At 53.0% G+C, this 21,401-nt stretch carries 21 protein-coding genes; 14 read left to right on the forward strand and 7 right to left on the reverse strand.

Annotated elements, in window-relative coordinates; all coding sequences use genetic code 11:
* Positions 1-175 precede the first annotated feature (175 nt).
* The gene (locus ACR0EV_RS23290) at positions 176-1,120 is read right to left on the reverse strand and encodes an alpha/beta hydrolase (RefSeq protein WP_480802285.1); all 945 of its coding nucleotides are present in this window, start codon (positions 1,118-1,120) and stop codon (positions 176-178) included.
* A 119-nt stretch (positions 1,121-1,239) separates the two neighbouring features.
* Between ACR0EV_RS23290 and ACR0EV_RS23295 the strand changes: the two genes are divergently transcribed.
* From ACR0EV_RS23295 to ACR0EV_RS23310, 4 genes are all read left to right on the forward strand, one after another.
* Positions 1,240-1,830 carry a TetR/AcrR family transcriptional regulator gene (locus tag ACR0EV_RS23295; protein WP_480802286.1) on the forward strand — a complete coding sequence of 197 codons (591 nt, stop codon included), beginning with the start codon at positions 1,240-1,242 and terminating at the stop codon, positions 1,828-1,830.
* A 678-nt stretch (positions 1,831-2,508) separates the two neighbouring features.
* Positions 2,509-3,255 (forward strand): SDR family NAD(P)-dependent oxidoreductase, encoded by a 747-nt coding sequence (locus tag ACR0EV_RS23300; protein WP_480802287.1) that lies wholly within the window; start codon positions 2,509-2,511, stop codon positions 3,253-3,255.
* Between the two features lie 397 nt (positions 3,256-3,652).
* The gene (locus ACR0EV_RS23305; RefSeq protein ID WP_480802288.1) at positions 3,653-4,603 is read left to right on the forward strand and encodes a PhzF family phenazine biosynthesis protein; all 951 of its coding nucleotides are present in this window, start codon (positions 3,653-3,655) and stop codon (positions 4,601-4,603) included.
* Positions 4,600-5,604, forward strand: a complete 1,005-nt coding sequence (locus ACR0EV_RS23310; RefSeq protein WP_480802289.1) for a dipeptidase — start codon at positions 4,600-4,602, stop codon at positions 5,602-5,604. Before ACR0EV_RS23305 ends, ACR0EV_RS23310 begins: the two co-directional genes overlap by 4 nt.
* 293 nt (positions 5,605-5,897) lie before the next feature.
* On the opposite strand, the gene mgrA is transcribed toward ACR0EV_RS23310, so the two are convergent.
* Together mgrA and ACR0EV_RS23320 are read right to left on the reverse strand one after the other, a co-directional pair.
* A complete protein-coding gene (gene mgrA, locus ACR0EV_RS23315; protein ID WP_480802290.1) occupies positions 5,898-6,929 on the reverse strand; it encodes an L-glyceraldehyde 3-phosphate reductase in 1,032 nt (343 codons plus the stop codon).
* 233 nt (positions 6,930-7,162) lie between these two features.
* Complete coding sequence (locus ACR0EV_RS23320; protein ID WP_480802291.1) at positions 7,163-7,852, reverse strand: tyrosine-type recombinase/integrase; 690 nt, start codon at positions 7,850-7,852, stop codon at positions 7,163-7,165.
* Positions 7,853-8,108: 256 nt separating this feature from the next.
* On the opposite strand from ACR0EV_RS23320, the gene ACR0EV_RS23325 reads away from it, so the two are divergent.
* Positions 8,109-8,837 carry an SDR family NAD(P)-dependent oxidoreductase gene (locus ACR0EV_RS23325; RefSeq protein ID WP_480802292.1) on the forward strand — a complete coding sequence of 243 codons (729 nt, stop codon included), beginning with the start codon at positions 8,109-8,111 and terminating at the stop codon, positions 8,835-8,837.
* Between the two features lie 47 nt (positions 8,838-8,884).
* On the opposite strand, the gene ACR0EV_RS23330 is transcribed toward ACR0EV_RS23325, so the two are convergent.
* On the reverse strand, positions 8,885-9,640 hold the full coding sequence (locus ACR0EV_RS23330; protein WP_480802293.1) for an N-acyl homoserine lactonase family protein: 756 nt from the start codon (positions 9,638-9,640) through the stop codon (positions 8,885-8,887).
* A 41-nt stretch (positions 9,641-9,681) separates the two neighbouring features.
* On the opposite strand from ACR0EV_RS23330, the gene ACR0EV_RS23335 reads away from it, so the two are divergent.
* The 3 genes from ACR0EV_RS23335 to ACR0EV_RS23345 all read left to right on the forward strand — a co-directional run bounded on the left by ACR0EV_RS23335 (position 9,682) and on the right by ACR0EV_RS23345 (position 12,789).
* Entirely contained in the window at positions 9,682-10,800 is a 1,119-nt protein-coding gene (locus ACR0EV_RS23335) for a pyridoxal phosphate-dependent aminotransferase (protein WP_480802294.1), read from the forward strand.
* Positions 10,801-10,989: 189 nt separating this feature from the next.
* Entirely contained in the window at positions 10,990-11,463 is a 474-nt protein-coding gene (locus ACR0EV_RS23340) for a DUF427 domain-containing protein (RefSeq protein WP_480802295.1), read from the forward strand.
* A 168-nt stretch (positions 11,464-11,631) separates the two neighbouring features.
* On the forward strand, positions 11,632-12,789 hold the full coding sequence (locus ACR0EV_RS23345) for an ABC1 kinase family protein (RefSeq protein WP_480802296.1): 1,158 nt from the start codon (positions 11,632-11,634) through the stop codon (positions 12,787-12,789).
* A 174-nt stretch (positions 12,790-12,963) separates the two neighbouring features.
* Here the strand turns inward: ACR0EV_RS23345 and ACR0EV_RS23350 are convergent, their stop codons facing one another.
* Entirely contained in the window at positions 12,964-13,410 is a 447-nt protein-coding gene (locus tag ACR0EV_RS23350) for a thiol-disulfide oxidoreductase DCC family protein (RefSeq protein ID WP_480802297.1), read from the reverse strand.
* A gap of 260 nt (positions 13,411-13,670) precedes the next feature.
* On the opposite strand from ACR0EV_RS23350, the gene ACR0EV_RS23355 reads away from it, so the two are divergent.
* The 4 genes from ACR0EV_RS23355 (at position 13,671) to ACR0EV_RS23370 (ending at position 16,644) form a co-directional block, all read left to right on the forward strand.
* Positions 13,671-14,174 (forward strand): aggregation factor core, encoded by a 504-nt coding sequence (locus tag ACR0EV_RS23355; protein WP_480802298.1) that lies wholly within the window; start codon positions 13,671-13,673, stop codon positions 14,172-14,174.
* A gap of 13 nt (positions 14,175-14,187) precedes the next feature.
* Positions 14,188-14,640 carry a TspO/MBR family protein gene (locus tag ACR0EV_RS23360; protein WP_480802299.1) on the forward strand — a complete coding sequence of 151 codons (453 nt, stop codon included), beginning with the start codon at positions 14,188-14,190 and terminating at the stop codon, positions 14,638-14,640.
* A gap of 11 nt (positions 14,641-14,651) precedes the next feature.
* Entirely contained in the window at positions 14,652-15,206 is a 555-nt protein-coding gene (locus tag ACR0EV_RS23365; protein WP_480802300.1) for a CIA30 family protein, read from the forward strand.
* Between the two features lie 202 nt (positions 15,207-15,408).
* The gene (locus ACR0EV_RS23370) at positions 15,409-16,644 is read left to right on the forward strand and encodes an adenylate/guanylate cyclase domain-containing protein (RefSeq protein ID WP_480802301.1); all 1,236 of its coding nucleotides are present in this window, start codon (positions 15,409-15,411) and stop codon (positions 16,642-16,644) included.
* Between the two features lie 89 nt (positions 16,645-16,733).
* Here the strand turns inward: ACR0EV_RS23370 and ACR0EV_RS23375 are convergent, their stop codons facing one another.
* Both ACR0EV_RS23375 and ACR0EV_RS23380 read right to left on the reverse strand, forming a co-directional pair.
* On the reverse strand, positions 16,734-17,573 hold the full coding sequence (locus ACR0EV_RS23375) for an SDR family NAD(P)-dependent oxidoreductase (protein WP_480802302.1): 840 nt from the start codon (positions 17,571-17,573) through the stop codon (positions 16,734-16,736).
* A 67-nt stretch (positions 17,574-17,640) separates the two neighbouring features.
* Positions 17,641-18,525, reverse strand: a complete 885-nt coding sequence (locus ACR0EV_RS23380) for an SDR family oxidoreductase (protein WP_480802303.1) — start codon at positions 18,523-18,525, stop codon at positions 17,641-17,643.
* Between the two features lie 95 nt (positions 18,526-18,620).
* Here ACR0EV_RS23380 and ACR0EV_RS23385 point away from each other — a divergent pair, with 95 nt between their 5' ends.
* Positions 18,621-19,541, forward strand: a complete 921-nt coding sequence (locus ACR0EV_RS23385) for a LysR family transcriptional regulator (RefSeq protein WP_480802304.1) — start codon at positions 18,621-18,623, stop codon at positions 19,539-19,541.
* A gap of 509 nt (positions 19,542-20,050) precedes the next feature.
* Entirely contained in the window at positions 20,051-21,193 is a 1,143-nt protein-coding gene (locus ACR0EV_RS23390; protein WP_480802305.1) for an alkene reductase, read from the forward strand.
* Positions 21,194-21,401: the final 208 nt, after the last annotated feature.

Raw genomic sequence — 21,401 nt, forward strand, 5'->3', positions numbered from 1 at the left:
GGTCATGTAGACAGAACGCAGCGTATCGAGCCCTGAGCCGACTATGGCGCTCTAACTGAGCGTTGTGGACGAATGGGTCTGTTCGCAGCCCAAAGCGGCCATTGCTGAACCCCGAGCTAACTTCCGCTATTCGGCAAGGAGGCAGAGACCTTTGTATGACCTCTGCCTCATCACTTCATCTATTGAAGAACTTAGCAACAGCATCGGTTGATGCCTTCACGGCCTCGGGCTTGTAGTAGAAGTCCACATGGGAGAACTCATCAAACGCCAATTCCACATGCTCATTGGTCAACTTCTTGACAAACTGCGTTGAGCACGGGGCCGTAAATGCTGAGCTGCTATAGATGGTCAGGGACGGCTGAACGATCTTGTCGGCATAGGCTTCCCCAATAGAAATCAGCGACTGCATGCCCTGATCGCCAATATGCATGTTGGTATAGGTCGGAACCGCAACCGGGCCTTTGACCCCGTCGCGTCCGTAGTAGTCATAGGATTCTCCGGCCATCGGATTGACGCCTGATCCGACAAAGTCTTCCCTGGACTGTTCATCATTTAAACCGAATGGAGCGACATAGTCTGGTTCGCCTGTTTCGTAGATCTTTTGCTTTGAGGCGTTCGAAGCTGCGATTTGTTGGTTAACCACATCGCGGTCGGTCCATTGGAAGCCATCAGCTGCCATCATCCCCGAAACCATGGCGATCTTCTTGATCCGATGATCGGTCACGGCAGCCGATGCGATGATCGAGCCGCCTTGGCATACTCCCAGACCGTAAATCTCGTCGACGAACGGCAGAGTGCCGAGGTAGGACACGGCATCCCATGTGTTTTCGATGAGCCGGAACATGTAGCGGGATTGCTTGTGCTCTCCGGGTAGCGCAGGGGACGAGCCCATTCCGAGGTAGTCGAAACCGAGGTAGATGAAGCCCCGTTCGGCCATTTCCGGACCGTAAGTGGCCGGGATCTGATCTTTGACCTGCGGGAAGGGGCTGGCCCCAACGATTGCCTTGTAGGTCTTGGTCTCATCAAAGCCTTCGGGCAGGTAGAGATCGCCGGCCAAATCCACGCCAAAGGATGTGAAGGTGACTTCGTTTTTGCCAGCGGTGAGATTTTGGGTAGTCATAGTCTTGGTCCTTTCGGGGTCAGACAGCTTTGCGCCTTGCTAAAGTAAATCGTTGTGTTTACTTATGGTGATGAGCAGTGTTTTGTAAACACGTCTTTTTACTTTTTGAGGCTGAAATCGTGAAACGCACTGAAAAGAAAAGAAAAGATATAATAGATGCGGCCATTGATGAGTTCAAAGAGCAGGGGTTTCTGGGGGCAAAGACCACTTCAATCGCGAAAAAAGCCAACGTATCGAGTCGCACGCTCTACAATCACTTCGAAAGCAAGGAGGCCCTTTTTGAAGCTATCTCACAGATCATGCTGGAGCAAAACCGGAGCATGGAGCCAGTGCCCTACGACCCGGATCGCGACTTCGTTGAGCAACTGAAGGACGCCTTATGGCACTACATAGGGGTGATCACCGAAGAGACGGCCATCGGATTAAACCGGATGGTCATCTCAGAATTGATCCGTGACCTTGACCGGTCCCGGCAATTCTTCACTGAAACCGCGACACATGATTACCCAATAACGAGGCTGATCAGCGAAGCCATGGACGCAGGAGTAATACGAAAGGCTGATCCGGTTTTTGCAACCAACCAGCTTCTGGCTCTCGTTAAAAACTTCTTCTTCTGGCCTGAGTTCTTCCTCGGTGAGAACCCAACGCCGAAGAGCGCACTAGACGATTGCATCACGATGTTTATGGCGCACTACAAAGCAGGCGTTTAATCGGCCATCACGAAGGGCAGGAAAGTCCGCAAAGCGGCCGTTCACGCCATGTAGAGCGAATGACCGCACCGAGCCCATATTGCCCAGCTTCCGGCATAAGATCACATTTGCCCCAGTTCTTTGATTTTTGGCAAATCGGGCTTAGGCAGGCTTCTGCTTTCGCCTTGAAAGTTCATGATAGATTGATGGAAATACAGCAATACACTTAGGTAAGGAAGCTTAATGTGAAACGATTGGTTTCTCTGTTAAGGGAGTTCTGTTCATTAAACTCTGGCCCCTTGAGAGTGCTGATCTGCATTAGCCCAGGCATAGTGTGGAAGTTTATGTATCCAGATGCCTACTATTCGACCGGCTGGTCCGGATATGCTGACTTCTGTATATTTGTACTACTCCCGGTGGCGCTGATTTTGATGATCTGGGAATTCATCAAGCATAAGCGCAAGCAATCCCAAAAGTGTTGAACAGCGTTTGAACCTGTCCTCCGGGCGAAAAACACGAATGACCGCTAAGTCCGCACAGCAGACATTCACTGAAATCTGCTGAACGGCCGCACCGACCGCATTCTACCCGACGCTGAGAGGTGCACGAGAGGCAGCTATATGCCAATGGCTCATCGAATCGTGAGAACCACAGCGGGAAAAAGAGTATGTTGTTGGGGGGGTAATTAAGGTGATTAAAATGCCGCAGAGAATAGCGATTGTTACAGGTGCAGCGAGAGGCATTGGACTTGCCACTGCACGCTTGTTGGTAAGTCAGGGAGTAGGCGTTGCGCTGGTGGATCGCGATACTGAGGAGCTTGCCAAGGCTGCCGAAAACCTAGGCCTCGCGCTGCCCTATGACGTGTCTGTTCCTGATCAAGTCGAGCAGATGGTTAACGATACGCTAAAGCACTTTGGCCGGATTGACACGCTCGTTAACAACGCCGGAGTTGCAGATTTTGGGCCAATTGAAGGCACCACCTTTGAGCGTTGGCGGCGCGTCATGGAAACTAATCTCGATGGGGTCTTTCTTTGCTCGCAAGCGGCGACACCAGCATTGCGGACTTCGAAAGGGTCGATCGTTAATATTGCGTCAATCTCAGGTTTACGTGCTTCGACGCTACGCGTCGCTTATGGCACGTCTAAAGCTGCCGTTATGCACTTAACTCAGCAGCAAGCCAGCGAGCTGGGTGAATACGGAATCCGGGTCAACTGCGTTTGTCCCGGCCCCGTGCGCACAAAGCTCGCGATGGCTGTCCATTCGCAAGAGATCATAGATGCGTATCATGATGCTATACCCTTGAACCGCTACGGCTCAGAAGACGAAATTGCGCGGGTAATTGCCTTTCTAACATCTGATGATGCGAGCTATGTGACAGGACAGATAATCTCTGTCGACGGTGGATTCCAAAGCACCGGAATTGGTCTCCCAGCCTTGCGTCAATAGGCATCAGCTTCGAGAACCGGGCATTCATGTGGAGATGCCGAGTGGCGCTTTGTCCGCATCCAGTGAATTCGCAGACGTCGAGATTTTGCATTTGCAGCGGATGGCAGGTTCGACGGGCCGCGCCGCAGCAGGTCGACCAGTTGGTGAATGTCCGGAATGGGTCGAACTCGCAGTGCTAAGTGCTACTTCGGGTTTGGATGCTGCGCCGCCTCTTAGGTCTGCTCTGAGCACAATTTTACCGAATGCTGCGCAAAACACTAACGACTGTTTTCACCTACCGCGCTCTCAACGTTTAATTCCGTAAGTGTGATGCGACCTCTCTCAATTGATTGCCTAGGTGCACGTTTTCCTGTTGAGCTATTCACTCAGAACCTCTTCCTTCAATTGGAACTGCGCAATGGAAAATGAGCACAACAATAGAGCCCGTGAACTCCCTTTCGCGCTTTATGATGCGTTTACGGCCACTCCATACTCCGGAAGCCAGGCTGGCATCGTATTGAATGCTTCAGGACTCGAAAGATCAGAGAGGTCGCGTATTGCGCAAGAGATCGGCGCGCCCGCCACCTCATTTGTGGACTGTGTTGAAGATGGCCGCGTTGTTCTTCAATTCTTCTCCACGGTGATGGAGTTGCCGATGTGTGGGCACGGCACAATTTGCTTGGTTACCCGTTTGGTGGATACTGGCCTGCTTGATCTGCCGCACAAAGGCGCCAGAAATATCACTTTGGTTCTTCCAAACAGTGAAGCAAACGTTGAGTACCACCTCAATGAGATGTCTCGTGTCGAAGCGATGCTGGATGTCGCCGTGGCGGATTTCTCATCGGCAGACATAGACATGAAAAAACTCGCAGACTTGCTGGGCATTCAAACGGCCGATTTGTCGACAGAATTACCAGTAGAAGTGGCGCGTGGTGATTTTGTCCATCTTTGCCTACCAATGCGTGACCTCGCCGCTATGAAAGCTCTAAGGCCGAATTTCAGCAGGCTTGCTTCTTTCTGCGTTGCGCATGGCCTAGAGACGGTTGCCGCGTTTTCAACTGACGTTATGAGTACAGACCGGCATTTGCATGTTCGCGATTTCTGCCCAGCAGTCGGGGTGGCGGAATCCGCTGCGGCTGGAACGACGAACGCAGCTCTCGCAACTTACGCCCTGCGTCACGGGCTTGTGCAGGCCAATACAGAAGGGGTCGCTACTGTGCTGGCGGAACAGGGGATTGAACTTGGCAGGCCGAGCAAAGTGACCAGTCGTGTTCAAATGCATGAAGGGCAAGTCTTGCGACTTCAGGTCGGTGGGGTGGCTACACAAGTAATGGAGGGAACGCTAAACGTCGCGTTCGCACAGACATGATAAATTTGATAAGTGAAGCTCTGGTGTGGGATGCCCACGCTGGAATTTTTCCGTCGCCAAACGTTGATCTGGACACTCTTGGCACTTGGCAGACCCACCACGTTAACTATCTGAGCATTAACGTCGGTTTCGACGTCATGCGACGTGATGAAACACTGGCGACACTCGCAGCCTATCGCAGATGGATACTCGCCCGTCCCGAAAACTACGTTCTGGCTGGAACATTGGAAGATATCAAAGCGGCCCACGAGACAGGTAAACTGGCGATAAGTTTCGATATAGAGGGGATGAACGCACTGGGCGGTGACTTGAACATGGTCAGCATTTACCATGCTCTGGGCGTTCGGCAGATGCTTTTTGCCTACAACCTTGGAAATGACGCAGCAGGGGGCTGCCATGATGCAGATACCGGGCTTACTCCATTTGGATGCGACATACTCAGTGAAATGAACCGCGTCGGCATGATCGTTGACGCCAGTCACACCAGTTATCAAACAAGTATGGAACTGATCGAAAGATCTGCCACGCCGGTTGTTTTTTCTCATTCAAACCCCGCATCGGTTTGGCGGCATCAGCGCAATATCTGCGATGATCAGATCAAAGCCTGTGCCGCAAAGGGGGGCGTCGTCGGCCTGAACGGACTTGGTATATTCCTTGGTGAAAATGACGTTAGCAAAGCTGCGCTGTTACGACACCTACAGCACTTGTTGGACGTAGCAGGTTCGCAGCATGTTGGTCTTGGTTTTGACTACACCCCAGACTTGAAAATTGATCTGAGTGTCATCCTGTCTGCCAGGCCGGACTATTGGCCCACTGGCCAACAGTATGACACATCTATGATTGGCCACGCCGGGCCCGACTGTATTCCGGTTTTGGTTGAAGCGATGCAAAGCTGGGGACTGACCGGGGAGGAAATTCGGGGTGTCGTTGGAGGGAATTTCGCCCGTGTTGCGAAACAGTCTTGGAAGGGTGAACTACATACCAAACAGACAAATGTATGAAGTGACCTCTACGAAAATCCCAATTGGCTAAGAGCAAATTCCAACCCAAACGGACGCTCTGATTTTCAAATTGTAAGACTGTAGAGGCCCGTGTTTCACCAACTCGATCTATGTGTGTTTTGCACTCGCGGCGAATGCCTAGTAGCGGAATGCAAACGTAGAACCAACGACCGTGCTCAAGGTCCGCTTGGGGTCGGTTAGTCTTGGTAGTTATTTAGCCGAGTAGCAGAAGCTGCAGCCGCCAATGACCTCAAGTTCCAAGTGTTCTCGGGTTTTAGCAATTATAAGACTGGTCACTCTGTTTCTGACGACCTTGCCCATAAATTGATATCTTCTTCCGAACTGATTTCATCGATCTTTTTCAACTCGTCAGAACTGAAGTCGAGATTATCAACAACGCCTGCGCAGTCGACGATCTGTTCCGGCCGGGACGCACCGATAAGTGCGGTGGTCACGCGCCCACCTCTGAGCACCCAGGCCAGAGCCATTTGCGCCAGAGTCTGACCACGAGCTTCGGCCATATCGTTCAGAGCACGGACACTTGCCAGAGATCGCTCGTTAATCATGCCATCGAGTAGCGACTTTCCTTGTGTGGCACGGCTGCCATCCGGAATATCGCGCAGGTATTTCGACGTAAGAATGCCTTGTGCTAGCGGCGTGAATGCAATCGATCCTACCCCAAGATCGTCGAGGGTATCGAGCAAACCGTCCCGCTCCACCCAACGGTTGAGCAAGTTGTAAGAAGGCTGGTGAATCAAACAGGGCGTCCCAAGGTCGTTTAGAATTTTCACCGCCTCGCGCGTGCGTTGGGAGTTGTAGCTTGAGATACCTGCATAGAGCGCGCGACCCGACCGTACGATATGATCCAAAGCGCCCATCGTCTCTTCAAGCGGGGTTTCGGGGTCAAAGCGGTGGGAATAAAAGATGTCGACATAATCAAGCCCCATGCGCGCGAGTGATTGGTCACAGGACGCAATCATGTACTTGCGCGACCCCCATTCTCCGTAAGGTCCCGGCCACATGTCGTAGCCTGCTTTGGAGGAAATGATCAGCTCATCCCTGTAACCCGCGAAATCCGTTTTGAGGATCTCGCCAAATGCCTCTTCCGCCGATCCGGGTGGTGGACCGTAGTTGTTCGCCAGATCAAAATGAGTGATCCCATGGTCGAATGCGGTCCGACACATTGCTCGCTTGTTTTCGTGCGTCGAGTCCGCACCGAAATTGTGCCACAGCCCCAAGCTGACAACAGGAAGCTTCACACCAGACCGCCCACATCGCCGATACACCATCCGCTCGTAGCGGTCCGGCTCCGGGGTGTACGGCATGGGTTTTGGCTTTGGCGGTCGTTGAGCTTTGGTCATGCGCACATAATCAATGGATTGTTGGGCCTGTCAAACGGATCACCTCCAGTAAGATCGACACGAGTTTCAGCGCGTCCAGGATGGGTGCTTATGGTTAGTCTTACTTCAAGCACTAAAGTCTTACGATTTGATCGATTGCATTCGGTACCGCCACATAGACGCCGCGAAAGTCTGCAAAGCGGGCTGCAACCGCAGCATCAATATGGCGGGTTGGATGTCGGCTCTGGGCCGCCCGCGAGAGCGACCCGTGAGCGTTTAATCTCAATGGCTTCGGCGATGGCCAAGGCATCCTCGAGTTCGACGCCGAGACATTGGACTGTACTATCCATCTTAGTATGGCAAAGAAGAAGCTGAACAGCGCGAAGGTTTCCGGTTTTCTTGTAGATCTGAGTGACCTTTGTTCTCCTCATTGAATGGGTGCCGTAGGCGCTTGCCTCGAGACCGATCGACGTGACCCAGTCGCGTACAATCCGCGCATATTGACGCGTCGAGATGTGCAATCGCTCGTGAAATCGGCCGGGCCAAAGGTACTCCGAGCCGACCATCAGCTCGTCTTCCATCCACTTCTCAACAGAGGCTCGTGTGCCTTCGGATATTTCAAAGCGCACGGGTTTCTGCGTCTTGCTTTGAAGGACCGAAGCCCGTTCCCTGATCTGACCCGATGACATGACATCGGCCACCTTCATCTTCGCCAGATCGCAGCCGCGGAGCTTACTGTCGATTGCCATGCTGAAAAGTGAAAGATCGCGATGGTTTTCGGCAAGCTCGAGGCGCACTCGGATCGCCCAGACATGTTTTGGTTTCAGAGGGCGTTTTTGACCGACGATGCGACCTTTGTTCCAAGCGGGGCGAAGTGCACGAATGGCAGGTAAGTTTGGGGTTTCCATGGCTGATCCTCCGATCCGCCATGCCCGCCCACAACGACAACCTGACGTTGACACGATACAATATCACAGGATGCTGCGTGCCGCTCGAATGACAGTGAAGCGCAGAAAGCTGACTTTGCAAAGTCTAGCTTGAGCCCAAAACGGACGTGCACTGAAATAAATGAAATTGGCTTTCGCCGCTTTCAGAAAAAAGGGTTGTGAGTTTCCTTCTTTAATTCGAAGTATCCCAAATCATACCTAGGTAGGAGGAGTTACCATGAAGACAGCGGTTGTGACCGGCGCCGCGGGAGGGATGGGGCAGGCCATCTGCCGCCAATTGCAGACAAACGGGTTGCATGTGATTGGTCTGGACCTCAAAGAAGAGCGTCTTAACGAACTGGCATCAGAATTTAGTTCGGACTTCACACCTATTTATGTTGATCTAACGGATCCTTTGGCCGTGGCTCAAACGTTTGAGCGCATTAGGACAGCCTATGGCGGTCTGGATGCTTTGGTAAACAACGCGGGCACCTGCTTCATGTCTGACTTCCCGCACATTCCGCCTCAGGAACTCGAAAAGCAGATGGCAATAAACTTTAACTCCGCATTCCATTGTTGCCAGCAGGCAGTCCAATTGATGTTGCAACGCGAAGGTATCAAGAAGATTGTAAATATCTCATCGAATGGTGCTTACAATTTCGATGTGTTCGACCCTCCTCATTACCGTGCGTCAAAAGCGGCGATGGATACACTTACGAAAGACCTCGCCCGTCGATACGCACAGGAAAAGATCTGTGTAAATTCTCTAGCTCCTGCCATGACTGAGACACCGTTGTTCAATGTGTTAACTGAGGAAGTCTTGGAGAAAGCGGTTAATGCCATGCCGCATGGTCGCGCGATGCTGCCCGAGCAAATCGCCTCTTGGGTCGGTTTTCTCATTTCGCCGGCCGGAGATGTTTCTAGTGGGAATGTGATTATTCTGAACCAAGGGCGCGACGTCAGATAACTCTTGGTTGCGGCGTCACTTTTCGGGAAATGGTCCACGGTGTGGGGTCAGCTGTAGACTTCTGGTGCTTTCTTCAGAACAGGCCACTGCTTTGGACAATGCCCATAGATTACAAAGGCACCTCGCTCGGACGCTAGACGCATCAACCTGTCTGCGCTGGCAATCGCTGCATCTTCGTTCCAAGATCCGGCAAACTTCTCGTCGATTTCTGCTGGTCGGGAAATCGCATCACTGGTTAATAAAATCACCCCCGACGGAAGATCGACCATCACGGCGATCTGGCCAGGTGCATGGCCCGGCGCCGCCAAAACGAAGATGCCCGGTCCAAGCTCTACGTCGCCATCAACAACCAGATAATCCTGATCGGGCCACTCCAATGGCCGCATATCGCCCCAGTACAACGGGCGGGGTAAGGCTCGCTCCGCAGCAGAGATAAGAATTGGACTGCTTGGAAAGTCGCCGAGTGCCCCGATATGGTCGATATGGGTGTGCGTACAAATCTGTAATGTAATATCTGACGGAATAAGCCCAAGTTTTGCCAGTTGTGCGCGTGGCAGATTAGCTGGTTCACACTTCAGGACCTCGCCAAACTCGTACAATCGATCTTCATTGACCGCGGCGTCGGTATCGTTGGCATATTTTTCAGGAAACCCAGTATCGATGAGTATTGCTTCTCCTAAATCTGTCCGGATCAGAAACCCGCAGATCCCTATGATGCGGCCAGTGGAATGGACCTTGAACAGCCCATAGTCCAAAACTGCAAGGTCAATCGGTCGCCCTTTGACAAATCCCTTTGCTTGCACAGAATCTCTCCCAGATTGACTACAAAGATTTTGAGTAGAGCATGAAAGTCAAGATACACACACTCTTTCAGTACCTTCTGGATACCACGGAAGCGGATCCAGAAGCTTTCGTTGGGTTTTCCTTGTCCGAGTCGCCGCGTTTGGGTGAGTTCATGGATGCGCTGGATCCAGCGCTGCCGTTGGATTGGAACCAAAAGAGCTTTCGGGGTCTGCCTGCTTTACGACGGCATGTTTTGGACCGCGCCGGCCTGTCTGATGATTGCAAGCCAGACGACGTCCTAATCACCGCCGGCGCCGCAGAGGCCAATTATCTTGCATTCATGCAATTAGTCCAACCGGGCGACGAAGTCGTAACGGAACGCCCGGGCTGGCCACAAGCGGGCGTATTGGCAGAGGCAGTAGGCGCGACGCTAAAAGTTGTCGACCGCGAAGAGAGTGCTGGTTGGGTATTGCCGCTCGACAAAGTTGAGGCCGCAGTAACAGCGCGCACGCGGCTCATCTTTATGACCAACCCCAATAACCCCACCGGGCAGTTGATGACACAAGCAGAGCTGGAAAGGCTTGTCCAAATCGCAGATCGCGTAGGCGCATGGCTGGTTGTTGACGAGGTTTACGCGGGATTGGAGTGGGACGGGTCCCGTGCCCCTTCGATTGCTGGTTTGTATCCAAGGGGTATCACGACGGGCAGCGTTTCCAAGGCACTAGGGCTCCAAGGACTGCGTACCGGCTGGATGATATGCCGTGATCCCGGTCTGATTTGGGACGCTATTATTCTGCGGGAAAACTCGAGCGAAATTATGAATATTCTCGGCGAAGTCATCGCCGAAATCGCCTTTAGGCCTGACCGATACAATCAGGCTATAAAAACTGCACGTGCAGATGGGATGAAAACGCTGGAACGCCTGGATCGGTTTGTTGCCGATCAACCCAGCCTCGATTGGGTCAAACCTCAGGCTGGATTGATTGGTTTGGCATGGCTCGATGGGATTGATGGCGACGTTTTCGCAAAACGCTTGCTCGCCGATCCCTATCGGACATTTCTTTTACCGGGTTCGTCTTACGGGATGCAGAGCCACATCCGACTGGGTGTGGGGGGAGGTGCTGCTGCCAACCTTGACCTTGGCCTAGAGCGCATGGGCGAACTGTTGGCAAACTGGTAGATTTAGGACACTCATTTCGGCTTCTCGGCCTGCAACGCCGGTCAAAAAAGTGCTGCCCGATCAAAGCTAACACTGAGCGTCTTGATGGTGCAAGTTCACCCGCCATGTGCTGGAAGCTTTTCCGCTAGAATAGCGCCGGTTACACGCTAGTTCGAAGATGGAACAAACGATTCATAGCCAAGGTTCGAAATGACAAGTTGGACAACTGAAAACGTCCAAGACTATCCGCGACCACCTGCGATGCGGGCAGTGCCCCATAGGGTGCGGATCGAGCTCGGCGGTCAAACAATCGTGGAGACCGATCAGGCGTTTCAGGTTCTCGAAACCCACCACGCCCCCACGTATTATATTCCGCCTCAAGACATTGGTGCCGTTCTGACAAAGGTTTCGGGTAGATCATTCTGCGAGTGGAAGGGTGTTGCGAGCTACTGGGACGTTCAGAGCGGGGCGGCCGCGGCTAAGAAAGCTGCGTGGAGTTATGCTGCGCCAACCACCAGATTTGAACAGATTAAGGGCTATCTCGCCTTTTACGCCGGACTTATGGACGCTTGTTTTGTTGGTGAGTGCCGGGTGATCCCGCAACCCGGGGACTTCTATGGAGGCTGGGTCACTGAACACTTGAAGGGTCGCATCAAAGGCGCTCCGGGCACGGAATTTTGGTGAGTATTGATGACTGACCCTAAATCCTCAACAACCCCTTTGGCAGTTCCAACAAGCCGTTTGGTCCGTGTTGCTGGTTTAGGTAGCATGACGGCAGGTATCGCGGGGAACATGGCAACACGCGCCCTAAGAGATATTGGTCGCGGAGCAAAACCCGATTTTAGAGGCTTATTGATAACTCCCGGCAACGTGACACGCATTGCGGATCAGCTTTCGCGTATGCGCGGGGCCGCGATGAAGGTGGGTCAGTTGATTTCGATGGATACAGGTGAGGTCTTGCCGCCTGAACTGGCTGACATCATGGCGCGTTTACGAGATCAGGCGCATTTCATGCCACCGAAACAATTGCGTGACGTCCTGAACCGAGCTTGGGGTGCAGATTGGCGAAAATCCTTCAAAGATTTTAATGTTAGGCCCATAGCGGCAGCGAGCATTGGGCAAGTACATCGTGCGACATTGAAAGACGGGCGCGATGTGGCGATCAAAGTGCAGTATCCGGGCATCGCTCGTAGTATCGACAGCGATGTTGCGAATGTCGCGACTCTGGTTCGGATGTCAGGTCTACTCCCGAAGAGCTTTGATCTGGATCCGTATATCCAAGAGGCGCGAAGTCAACTGCATGAAGAAACCGATTATGAACGCGAAGGACAGCACCTGCGCCACTTTGCTGACCTATTGCAGAATGATGAAGCGTTCGAAATCCCAGAGTTCTATCCAGATTGGAGCACGCCAGAAGTTCTAACGATGTCCTTTCTGGAAGGTCGCCCTATCGAAGCCGTGGGTGATGCGACCAGCGAGGAACGCAATCGAGTCTCAAAAGCCTTGGTCAATCTCACGCTGCGCGAGGTTTTCGAGTTTGGTATCATGCAGAGCGATCCAAACTTTGCCAATTACCGATACAACCCATCCAATGGAAAAGTCAGTCTCTTGGATTTTGGCGCGGCACGCGCACTGCAACCATCCGAAATAGATGGATATGTGGATCTGTTGCGGGCCGGTTTGCTTGAAGACGGCGCGGCGCTTCGTAAGGCTGCCAAGCAACTGAAGCTTATTGAAGGTGATGGCCCATTTGACGACCGGATCTTTGTAATGATCCGCAGCGTTTTCGAAGCAATTCTATCTGCCAATGAATTTGATTTCTCTGACCGAACGCTTTCCCTCCGCCTGAACAAAGAGAGTATGGCCCTGGTCGAGGCCGGCTATATCCCGCCTCAGGTGCCAATGGACGTTCTTTACCTTCAGCGAAAGATTGGGGGAATGTTCCTGTTGGCCACTCGATTGAGTGCCTCGCTACCCGTGAAGACGCTTCTTGAAAAGTACGTCAGCTGAGCGGCCACGATTCACTCAAAACCAACAAGCCGAACAACTACAAACCTGCGTCACTGATCAGCGTGACAAACCGAAGACGAAGTGTGAATACGGCTCGAATGTTGCCAAACGCGGATTCGAGAACGCCTTTGAAGAGACAATCCAGCCTTTAGAAATGCCCATCGTATAGGTTAATCATGTCGACGAACTTGTCCTGTTAACCGGCTTCGCTCCGAACCAAGAGGCGATCTTCGAAAGCTTCGGTCTTAGGGGCAGGAAAACTCTGTATGCAAGTTCTAGCAGAGGCGTTACCCCGGGTAAGCCTGCCAGACGGGCTAGCCAACGCCATTTGGGTAAAGTGCCCCAGAGTTCCGTGAACCCGCGCGCACCGGACACAAGTTCTCCATCTGGTCGGCGCACAGTGAATCGATTCATCGCTTCTTGCCGCGTTAGATTTGCACCAATACGAGCACTGGGTTCTGAAACGTCGACAAACCGCAGATGTTCAGCGCCCTTGCAAGAAGCATAATGCCTGATCTCAACCGAGCAAAGCGGGCATGATCCATCGTAGTACACCGTAGTATGCGATTGACCGGTGTCATCAGATGTGAGTGCAAACTCAGCATTGTCCGTGTTGTGCATTTTGTTTGACCTTGCCCATTGGGTTTCGCCTATACATTTGTAAGAACTAGCGCAAAAACCAAAGAAACGAGGGGGCAGCCGTGGTAGACAGATGCGCTATGAAGCCGCAACTTGGGATGCTGCAAGTCAGAGTTAACGGCAGCTTCCGCTCGAATTGTAGGCGTACAGGCAAATGTATTGGATGAGGTCAAAAGGCATAAGTCTGATCCAAGAAACCCGCCGAAGCGTATCTATCAGAAACCATTGGGAAGGAGATAAACATGCGCTCGAATAGTATTCTTGCAGCGACCCTCGGATTACTTGCGGCCACTTCCCTTCAGGCTGGTGTACAAATTCGATTCATAGAAGGCGCGCCTAAGGACCGATTTGTTTTGACAAATGTCGGAGCTTGCGAAGTAGAAGCCTCGACCCTAAAAATTGACTTGTCGCAATCTGCCGGACGTTTGATTTTCGATGTTACCGAAAAAGGTGCAGGCGTGGAGGTCTTCCAACCTCTTGAGTTCGTTGAGGGTGCGGACGCTTTGCGGCAAATTCCAGCGGTCGTGGACGGGCAAGATACAATTGAACTTGAGATCGCCTCCCTTGCGGCCGGGGACAGGTTAGCTTTTACCATCGATGTAGACGACACCATTGGGCAACGCGAAATCACTGTAACGGGGTCGGAGATCGAAGGTGCCACGGTGTCATTTACCGATGCCGATGAGATCAGTACTGCGACCTTCACTTCTGAAGCGCTTGTCAACGTGCCGACCATGGACTGCTGAAAGCTGTCCCACAATGTCGACTTGGCTGATCCGCGTAGCATTTCTTGCGCTCACCTTGGGGGGCGGCATCCTGATCGGTACACTGACCGCACCCGGCGATTGGTATACCCAGCTTTCTAAACCGGGTTTCAATCCTCCAAATTGGATTTTTGGGCCGGTCTGGACGGTGCTTTATGTCTTGATCGGCATGGTGGGTTGGCGTCAGTTCGAAACAGACCGCGGCTCGACCGCCATGAAGCTGTGGTGGACACAGATGGGTCTGAACTTTTTGTGGTCCCCGGCCTTTTTCGTACTGCAACTGCCGCGGTTTGCCCTTTTGGTCATTGTCGCGTTGTTGGCTGTCATCGTCATGTTCATCACTCAGGTTAGGAATTCAGATCGGGTTTCCGCACTGGCCTTCCTGCCGTACTTCGCGTGGGTCGCATTTGCCACGGCTTTGAACCTCTCCATTGCGATACTGAACTGAGAAGGAACAATATGCGTGCCAGCTTACTTGGGCTTGTTTCAGGTCTTGTTATCATCGGATGCACTATGGCTCAGGCTGATGAAAATCTTGCAGAAGACTTCTCCAAGTCTCCGGAGGCGCGTTGGGACTACGTTGCCGACACCGTCATGGGAGGTGTTTCCTCAGGACAGGTGCAGTTTCGTTCGGAAGGTGATGTCGCATTCGCGCGGCTGACCGGAACCGTCAGTACAGAAAACAACGGCGGTTTCATCCAATTCCGACGCAAATTGTCTGATCGTCCAGATGAGGGTGTGTCAGGCGTTAGGCTATTGGTACGGGGGAACGGCGAGCCATACTTCGTTCACCTCAGAACGCGTGGCACGGTGCTTCCGTGGCAATACTATCAGGCCGAGTTCGCAACTTCTGACAAGTGGACCGAAGTTTATTTGCCTCTGTCAGGCTTCAAGGCTTCAGGTGCCATGTTGCGCGCTATTCCCGTTGCTGATTCAATCACCTCAGTTGGAGTTGTTGCCTACGGGCGCGATCACGAGGTTCGCGTAGATGTCAGCGAGATTGGTTTCTACTGAAGGTTTCCCAAAATTGGGCTGATATCTTCAAAAAGGTTAGTTTGACATGGTTCGAGATCGAAGTGTGCCAAAAGAAACTGCAAAACTTGATTTTGGATGTCTGCTTTGGGCTGCGAGCGCAGTGGCAGAATTAAATTTGATGTGTGCCTGAAGTGAATTAGACTGAGAACTAACTGTTCAGATAGCTCATTAAGAGGACATCATGGCAGCTCCTTTAGTCCAAAACTGGGAACTGACCGCCGCAATCCAGGACATAGCAGATTGGCTGGTTCAACAGGGCTTAGAGAATGCGCCGGTGGAGATATGGCTCGAAGCATTCTGCAACCGCCTTGTTTCGGCGGGTATTCCACTTCAAAGAGCAAACATCACTGTGCGCGCACATCATCCCGAAATTGGGACAGTCGCTTTCCGATGGCACAGGGACGGAGGAAATGAGCGAGAAGAGTTTATTCGAAGAACGGATGCACCTGAAGAATACGTTCTGAGCCCGATTTACTATCTTTTGGCAAACAACGTTGAAGAGATTAGACAAGACCTGACGGTCGACGACCCGGAGCTTAATTTTCCTTTGTTTGACGAACTCCGCGAGCGCGGTGCCACAGACTACTTCGCTGTCAAACGGTTCTTCCTTCTTCCAGATAATGCTACACCTGTCGATCCAATGCAGGCCGAGGAAGGCGCAATTATTTCATTGGCAACCGACGCGAGCGGGGGCTTCACAAGCCAGCAACTTGACGGTCTGCGTCAACTGATATCTCCACTTTGCCTGACGCTGAAATGTGGGGCAAACAGGCTGATGGCTGAAGACATAACCGCCGCGTACTTGGGAAAAGACGCCAGTAGGCGCGTTCTTTCCGGGGACATCACCCGAGGTTCATCCGAAACGATTTCAGCCGTGATTTGGTACTTTGATCTACAAGGATTTACCAAATTATCAGAGGCGCTTCCGGGACATTCAATAATAGAATTGCTAAACGATTACTTCGCGGAAGCTGTTGACGTCGTTGAACGCCATGGCGGTAATGTTCTGAAGTTCATGGGAGATGGAATGCTTGCCATCTTCGATATCAATCAAGTTCCGGATGCGCGCCGCGTTGCAATTCACGCAGCAGCGAAGTTGCGAGATACCTTTGACGAACTCAACCAACGACGGCAAGCGGACGGTTTACCAACGACCGGCTTCACTCTTGCGCTGCACGCCGGCGATGTTCTTTATGGAAACATTGGCGGCAGAACCCGCTTGGACTTCACAGTGGTCGGCCCGGCAGTCAACACATCGTCGCGCATTCTTGGCATGTGCAGCGCACTAGATCAGAACATTATCGTCTCCAACAAGGTGGCCGGCGACTTGGTGAACTTCATTCCAAGTCTTGTTTCCCTGGGGCAATACAGATTGCGCGGTGTTGCTGAAAGGCAGGAGCTGTTCACGATAGACTAAACGCGAATTGAAAGGCACTGCCTAACCCGTAGGGCCGCCGGACGGTCTTCAATCATTAACTTGTCCTGAGTGGTGGACTGTTACGATGATCAGTCAGCCTTCGCCATAAACGCCTCGAAAGCCTCCTTATAGTCTGGATGCCATCGGCTCAGTGCGGGGCGATTTTCGATAACGTCTCCCACACTCCAGGCAATGCGTTTCTCATCGATATCACGTGAGACATCATTGTCGGGGCAGAGGATGTAAAAGTCCCCGCGGTTCACGCCGTCGACAAAGAAGTCGACCGTCTGCTCTGCGGTCCAAGCGGAGGCGGGTTTTTCAGGCAGGGAGATCATACCAGTATAAACAAAGCCAGGCACAAGGAGATGCGCTGTGATCTGATGGCCGGGGCCGTTTCTCAGCTCATGTGATAGCGCCTCTGTGAATGCTTTCAGAGCTGCCTTTGAGACGTTGTAAGCCGGGTTGCCCGGAGGTGTGGTGATACCTTGCTTGGACCCTGTATTGATTATTGCACCTGGCCTGTTTCGCGCGATCATATTTGGCGCGAATACCTGAGTGCCATGGATCGGACCCCAAAGGTTCACGCCCAGCATCTTCTCCCAAGCCGTGGCGTCCCCAATGGTCGATGATTTGCCGCCGACACCCGCGTTGTTCATTAAGATGTCTGCCCCGCCGTAGCGGTCTGCTACCATCCGTTCCAACGCCTCTAGTTGCGCGCGATCACTGACATCTGTCTCAGACGTCATCACATCGGCCGCACCGGCGGCAGACACCATGTTTGCCGCGGCAGCCAGTTTCTCGGTGTCTTGATCAACAATAACAATGCGCATGCCCATCTGAGCGAACTTCACTGCTGCTGCGAGGCCAATGCCGGAAGCACCCCCAGTGATCACGGACACAGAGTCTGAGGAAAATGCGGGGTGTGTCATCGGCTAGGCTCCTCCTATGCTCGTGTTGGATCGACAGGCCCGGAAAACCCCAGACCTGCCGTAGTTATTAGGCCGCGTTGGCGACGTTAGTTTTAAGCTTCATCATACCTTCCATACCGTAGGCGGTGAAGAGCACCTCGGTTGCTTTTTCCGCTTGCACGTTCATCGGAATGACAGGGTCTGCCATGCCGCTCTTGTCCACTTCATTGCGAAACTGCCGCTGTCCAGGCGCGGTATGGATCACCTCAAGCACCGCGTCCGACACGATCTGCGGAACCTGTAACGGGTTGTTGGCTAGGGATTCCCCCATGCTTTGCAGCATGGCCTCGGGCGCTCCGGCAAATTCGCCATAGCTTGCATCCCGGTCGCGCGAAGACGGCTGAATGAGGTTGGTGAAGAAGTTCGTGGGGAAGCCGCCGGGCTCGATGACAGCGACATCGACACCAAACTGGCTCAACTCCCAGCGGTAGTTTTCGCTGAGCGCCTCCACGGCCCATTTCGCCGCGTTGTAAGGGCCAAGGAAGGGTACTGTCACGCGGCCAAGAAGGCTAGTGACGTTCAGGATCAGCCCACATTGCCGTGCCCGCATTTTGGGTAGGACGGCGCGGATCATCCTCTGCACACCAAAGACATTGACGTCAAAGACGCGCTGAAAATCGTCGCCAGAAAAATTCTCTTGCAGACCGTGTGCACCAGCCCCGGCGTTGTTGACCAATACATCGATCTGACCGAGAGCACCCTCTGCCGCGGCCAAGCCCGCTTCAACAGAAGCATCGTCTGTCACATCGATATCGACAACCTCAACGCCGAGATTGCGTAAGGTCTGCGCGGCCTCTTTGTTGCGTCCTCCAGGATCACGCACAGTGCCGGCAACGCGATGCCCGGCCTTGACCAAATCCGCCACCATCAGATTTCCAAATCCGCTGCTGGCACCTGTAACGAGTATGTTCATGTCTTTTCTCCTGCATGTGGCCCTGCAACGGGGCCCGTGATGGTTCGAAGTTAAAGATTGCCAACTCAAAGCAACAGAGGTATCAAATTGAACTGATGGTTGCGGATATTAGAACGATTGGCATACCTGCCTTGGTCAGCTTCCACACCGTCGCGCGGCTCGGTGGGATCAGCGTTGCAGCCGATCATCTCAACATGGCGAAATCGGGTGTGTCCCGGCACATATCGCGGTTAGAAGACCATTTTGGTGTGAAGTTGGTCGAGCGGAGCGGAAGGTCCGTCAAGCTCACCCCGACAGGCGTCCGACTGAACCAGCGTATCCAATCCATTTTGGCTGACATTGATTTGCTTGGTGACATCGCCCGTGAAGAACGGGGGGACGTCTCGGGCCAGGTAAACTTCGCCGCAACAGCGGAATTCGGCTCGGTGATTGCTTCAGTAATTCTTCCGGCCGTCCAAGAGCGCTTTCCAGATCTTTCGTTGGTCATGCGCCCGGCTTATGATTTCGAGGATATGCAGGATCCCAATACGGATTTGGCATTCCGGATCGGAACTTTCGAAGATGACAGACTGGTCGCGAAGCAGCTTGGCAGCTTTCGTTGCTGGCTCGTCGCGTCACCCGAGCTTGCAGCCCAGACAGCGATCAACACACTAGACGACCTGAAGGACCAACCCTGTCTCACCTTCAGAGGTGATGTTGCCAATACTACCTGGACCTTCTTTTCCCCAGACGATGTCTCAACCATCAAGGTAAGCGGACCCTTTGCCACACGGAGTTTTTCTGTCTTACTTGATCTTGCCATGGCGGGGCACGGATATGCGTTTCTGCCTGAGTTCATGTTGGGTGAGGCCTTGCGAGAAGGACGGCTTGTCCGCTGCTTGCCCAATCATGTCTCGCGCCCATATTCGGTTTATCTGACGTTCCGTCCTGGCTCGCGGCGCATCGCACGAGTGGACACAGTCGCCTCCCTTGCAGAGGAACTTGTCCCGAAACTCCTTTCTTGCAATTCGATATAGGATCTTTACTACAAACGTGCACAAATGCCGGGCGGTCTTCTTTGCAAGAGCCTCTAACGAAGATGAACACCGGGCTCCAAGATCAGGCAATTTAGCTTGTAAGCTGCCATTGGATTGAGCGGATTGAATGGGCGCTCAGTCCGCAAAGCGGATGCTCATGCCGAGTGGAGCGAATGACCGCTACGAGCCAAGTCTCAGACCTTGGTGTCCGGCGCAGCATTCGACGGGATGGGCGGGAACCGGACCTTCGCTGCGGAAGCGCTACAATTGCCCGTCACCTCGGAAAGCTGACATTCGAGCAGTCGATCGTCTCCTCGGTGGCTTTGTAGCCGCTGGAGCTGAGCGCCAGCGGTTGGCGAAGCGAGTCTAACCCACTCACTGAAACCGGTCCCGCTTGTCGATCAGATCACCTGTGCCAAAATTTCAAGACTGCTTTGCTGCTTTTGCTGTAGATGACAAAGTCGGGGCTTCTTACCTGTCTCAGTATTCAAATGCTGAGGAAAACTCTGATGACACGCAAGATTTTCTCTCCCTATACGTTGGGAGAGCTTGAGCTGGCCAACCGAATTGCGATGGCACCCATGACACGTTCGCGCACGTCCCAACCAGGGGACGTGCCCAACGACACGATGGCAGATTACTACAGCCAGAGAGCGAATGCTGGTCTAATTGTCACTGAAGGCACACCAATCTCAGCTGTTGGTCGCGGCTATTCGATGACACCAGGGATCTACACTCCCGAGCACATTGAGGGCTGGAAAAAGACAACCAAAGCCGTGCACGATGCTGGTAGTTCGATCTTTGTGCAACTGTGGCATGTTGGACGTCGCAGCCATTCGGTTATCTCGGGCCAAACACCCGTTTCGGCTTCGGCAGTGAAAGACCCCGACAAGGTTTTCGGTCCGACGCCAGAAGGCACGTTTGACATGATCGAAACTGAAACACCCCGCGAAATGACTGTTGAAGACATCCAGGCGACAATTGCTGACTATGTCCAGACTGCTCATAACGCGATTGAAGCGGGTTTTGACGGGGTCGAAATCCACGCAGCCCATGGGTATCTGCTTGACGGCTTCCTGCGTCTGGCCAGCAACCAGCGTGACGACATGTATGGTGGTAGCCAGGAAAACCGCATGCGGTTCGTGCTGGAGGTTCTAACCGCCGTGAGCGACGCAATTGGTGCCCATCGTGTAGCGGTTCGCCTGTCGCCTTATGTGATCGAAGGCTTTGCCGATCCCGACCCGGAAATCGTCGAGATCACGCTGAAGTTGCTTGAGAAACTGGCCCCCATGGGCCTGGCCTACGTACACTTCTCCGAGCATATCTCGCGCTATGAAAGTGTGCCCGAGAGCTTCCGCATTGAAGCGCGTGCCCGATATCCTCGTCCGATCATGGTGGCGGGTAAACTGAGCCTGGAAAGCGCCGAGGAACTGCTGGAAAAAGGATATGTAGACATGGTTGCCTTTGGCACGCCCTATGTCACAAACCCGGATCTTGTGCAGCGGTTCAAGAACGGTTGGCCGTTGGCCGAGTTTGACGCTGATGCCCGGCTGACGCTCTATGGGGGCGGTGCCGAGGGGTACAGTGACTATCCCCCATACGCACCTAAACAAAGCGCCGGTGAAAAAAGCCAACCAGAAATGGTCAGCTAAGCTAAATCACCGATTCAAATAAATACGTCCTGACCTTAGGAATGCGGGCTGCCAAGTTTGGCGGCCCGTTTTTCTTTGGTCACTACTGAGGCGGTTGGTGAACTTGCAATATGTGAAAATTTTTCACAGCCGAAACGCCATTTTACTCCCTACTGGATCAAGGTCTTTCGAAACAGGGTAGTCCTCATCGCGGGTCAGTTGGTTGAGG

Source organism: Ruegeria sp. CF8 (assembly GCF_056537285.1).

What these genes read in the sequence shown, in the direction of transcription:
- ACR0EV_RS23290 (WP_480802285.1), bottom strand. Translation starts at nt 1,120, where the DNA reads ATGACTACCCAAAATCTCACCGCTGGCAAAAACGAAGTCACCTTCACA.
- ACR0EV_RS23300 (WP_480802287.1), top strand. Translation starts at nt 2,509, where the DNA reads ATGCCGCAGAGAATAGCGATTGTTACAGGTGCAGCGAGAGGCATTGGA.
- ACR0EV_RS23305 (WP_480802288.1), top strand. Translation starts at nt 3,653, where the DNA reads ATGGAAAATGAGCACAACAATAGAGCCCGTGAACTCCCTTTCGCGCTT.
- ACR0EV_RS23310 (WP_480802289.1), top strand. Translation starts at nt 4,600, where the DNA reads ATGATAAATTTGATAAGTGAAGCTCTGGTGTGGGATGCCCACGCTGGA.
- mgrA (WP_480802290.1), bottom strand. Translation starts at nt 6,929, where the DNA reads ATGCCGTACACCCCGGAGCCGGACCGCTACGAGCGGATGGTGTATCGG.
- ACR0EV_RS23320 (WP_480802291.1), bottom strand. Translation starts at nt 7,852, where the DNA reads ATGGAAACCCCAAACTTACCTGCCATTCGTGCACTTCGCCCCGCTTGG.
- ACR0EV_RS23325 (WP_480802292.1), top strand. Translation starts at nt 8,109, where the DNA reads ATGAAGACAGCGGTTGTGACCGGCGCCGCGGGAGGGATGGGGCAGGCC.
- ACR0EV_RS23335 (WP_480802294.1), top strand. Translation starts at nt 9,682, where the DNA reads ATGAAAGTCAAGATACACACACTCTTTCAGTACCTTCTGGATACCACG.
- ACR0EV_RS23340 (WP_480802295.1), top strand. Translation starts at nt 10,990, where the DNA reads ATGACAAGTTGGACAACTGAAAACGTCCAAGACTATCCGCGACCACCT.
- ACR0EV_RS23350 (WP_480802297.1), bottom strand. Translation starts at nt 13,410, where the DNA reads ATGCACAACACGGACAATGCTGAGTTTGCACTCACATCTGATGACACC.
- ACR0EV_RS23355 (WP_480802298.1), top strand. Translation starts at nt 13,671, where the DNA reads ATGCGCTCGAATAGTATTCTTGCAGCGACCCTCGGATTACTTGCGGCC.
- ACR0EV_RS23360 (WP_480802299.1), top strand. Translation starts at nt 14,188, where the DNA reads ATGTCGACTTGGCTGATCCGCGTAGCATTTCTTGCGCTCACCTTGGGG.
- ACR0EV_RS23365 (WP_480802300.1), top strand. Translation starts at nt 14,652, where the DNA reads ATGCGTGCCAGCTTACTTGGGCTTGTTTCAGGTCTTGTTATCATCGGA.
- ACR0EV_RS23370 (WP_480802301.1), top strand. Translation starts at nt 15,409, where the DNA reads ATGGCAGCTCCTTTAGTCCAAAACTGGGAACTGACCGCCGCAATCCAG.
- ACR0EV_RS23375 (WP_480802302.1), bottom strand. Translation starts at nt 17,573, where the DNA reads ATGACACACCCCGCATTTTCCTCAGACTCTGTGTCCGTGATCACTGGG.
- ACR0EV_RS23380 (WP_480802303.1), bottom strand. Translation starts at nt 18,525, where the DNA reads ATGAACATACTCGTTACAGGTGCCAGCAGCGGATTTGGAAATCTGATG.
- ACR0EV_RS23385 (WP_480802304.1), top strand. Translation starts at nt 18,621, where the DNA reads ATGGTTGCGGATATTAGAACGATTGGCATACCTGCCTTGGTCAGCTTC.
- ACR0EV_RS23390 (WP_480802305.1), top strand. Translation starts at nt 20,051, where the DNA reads ATGACACGCAAGATTTTCTCTCCCTATACGTTGGGAGAGCTTGAGCTG.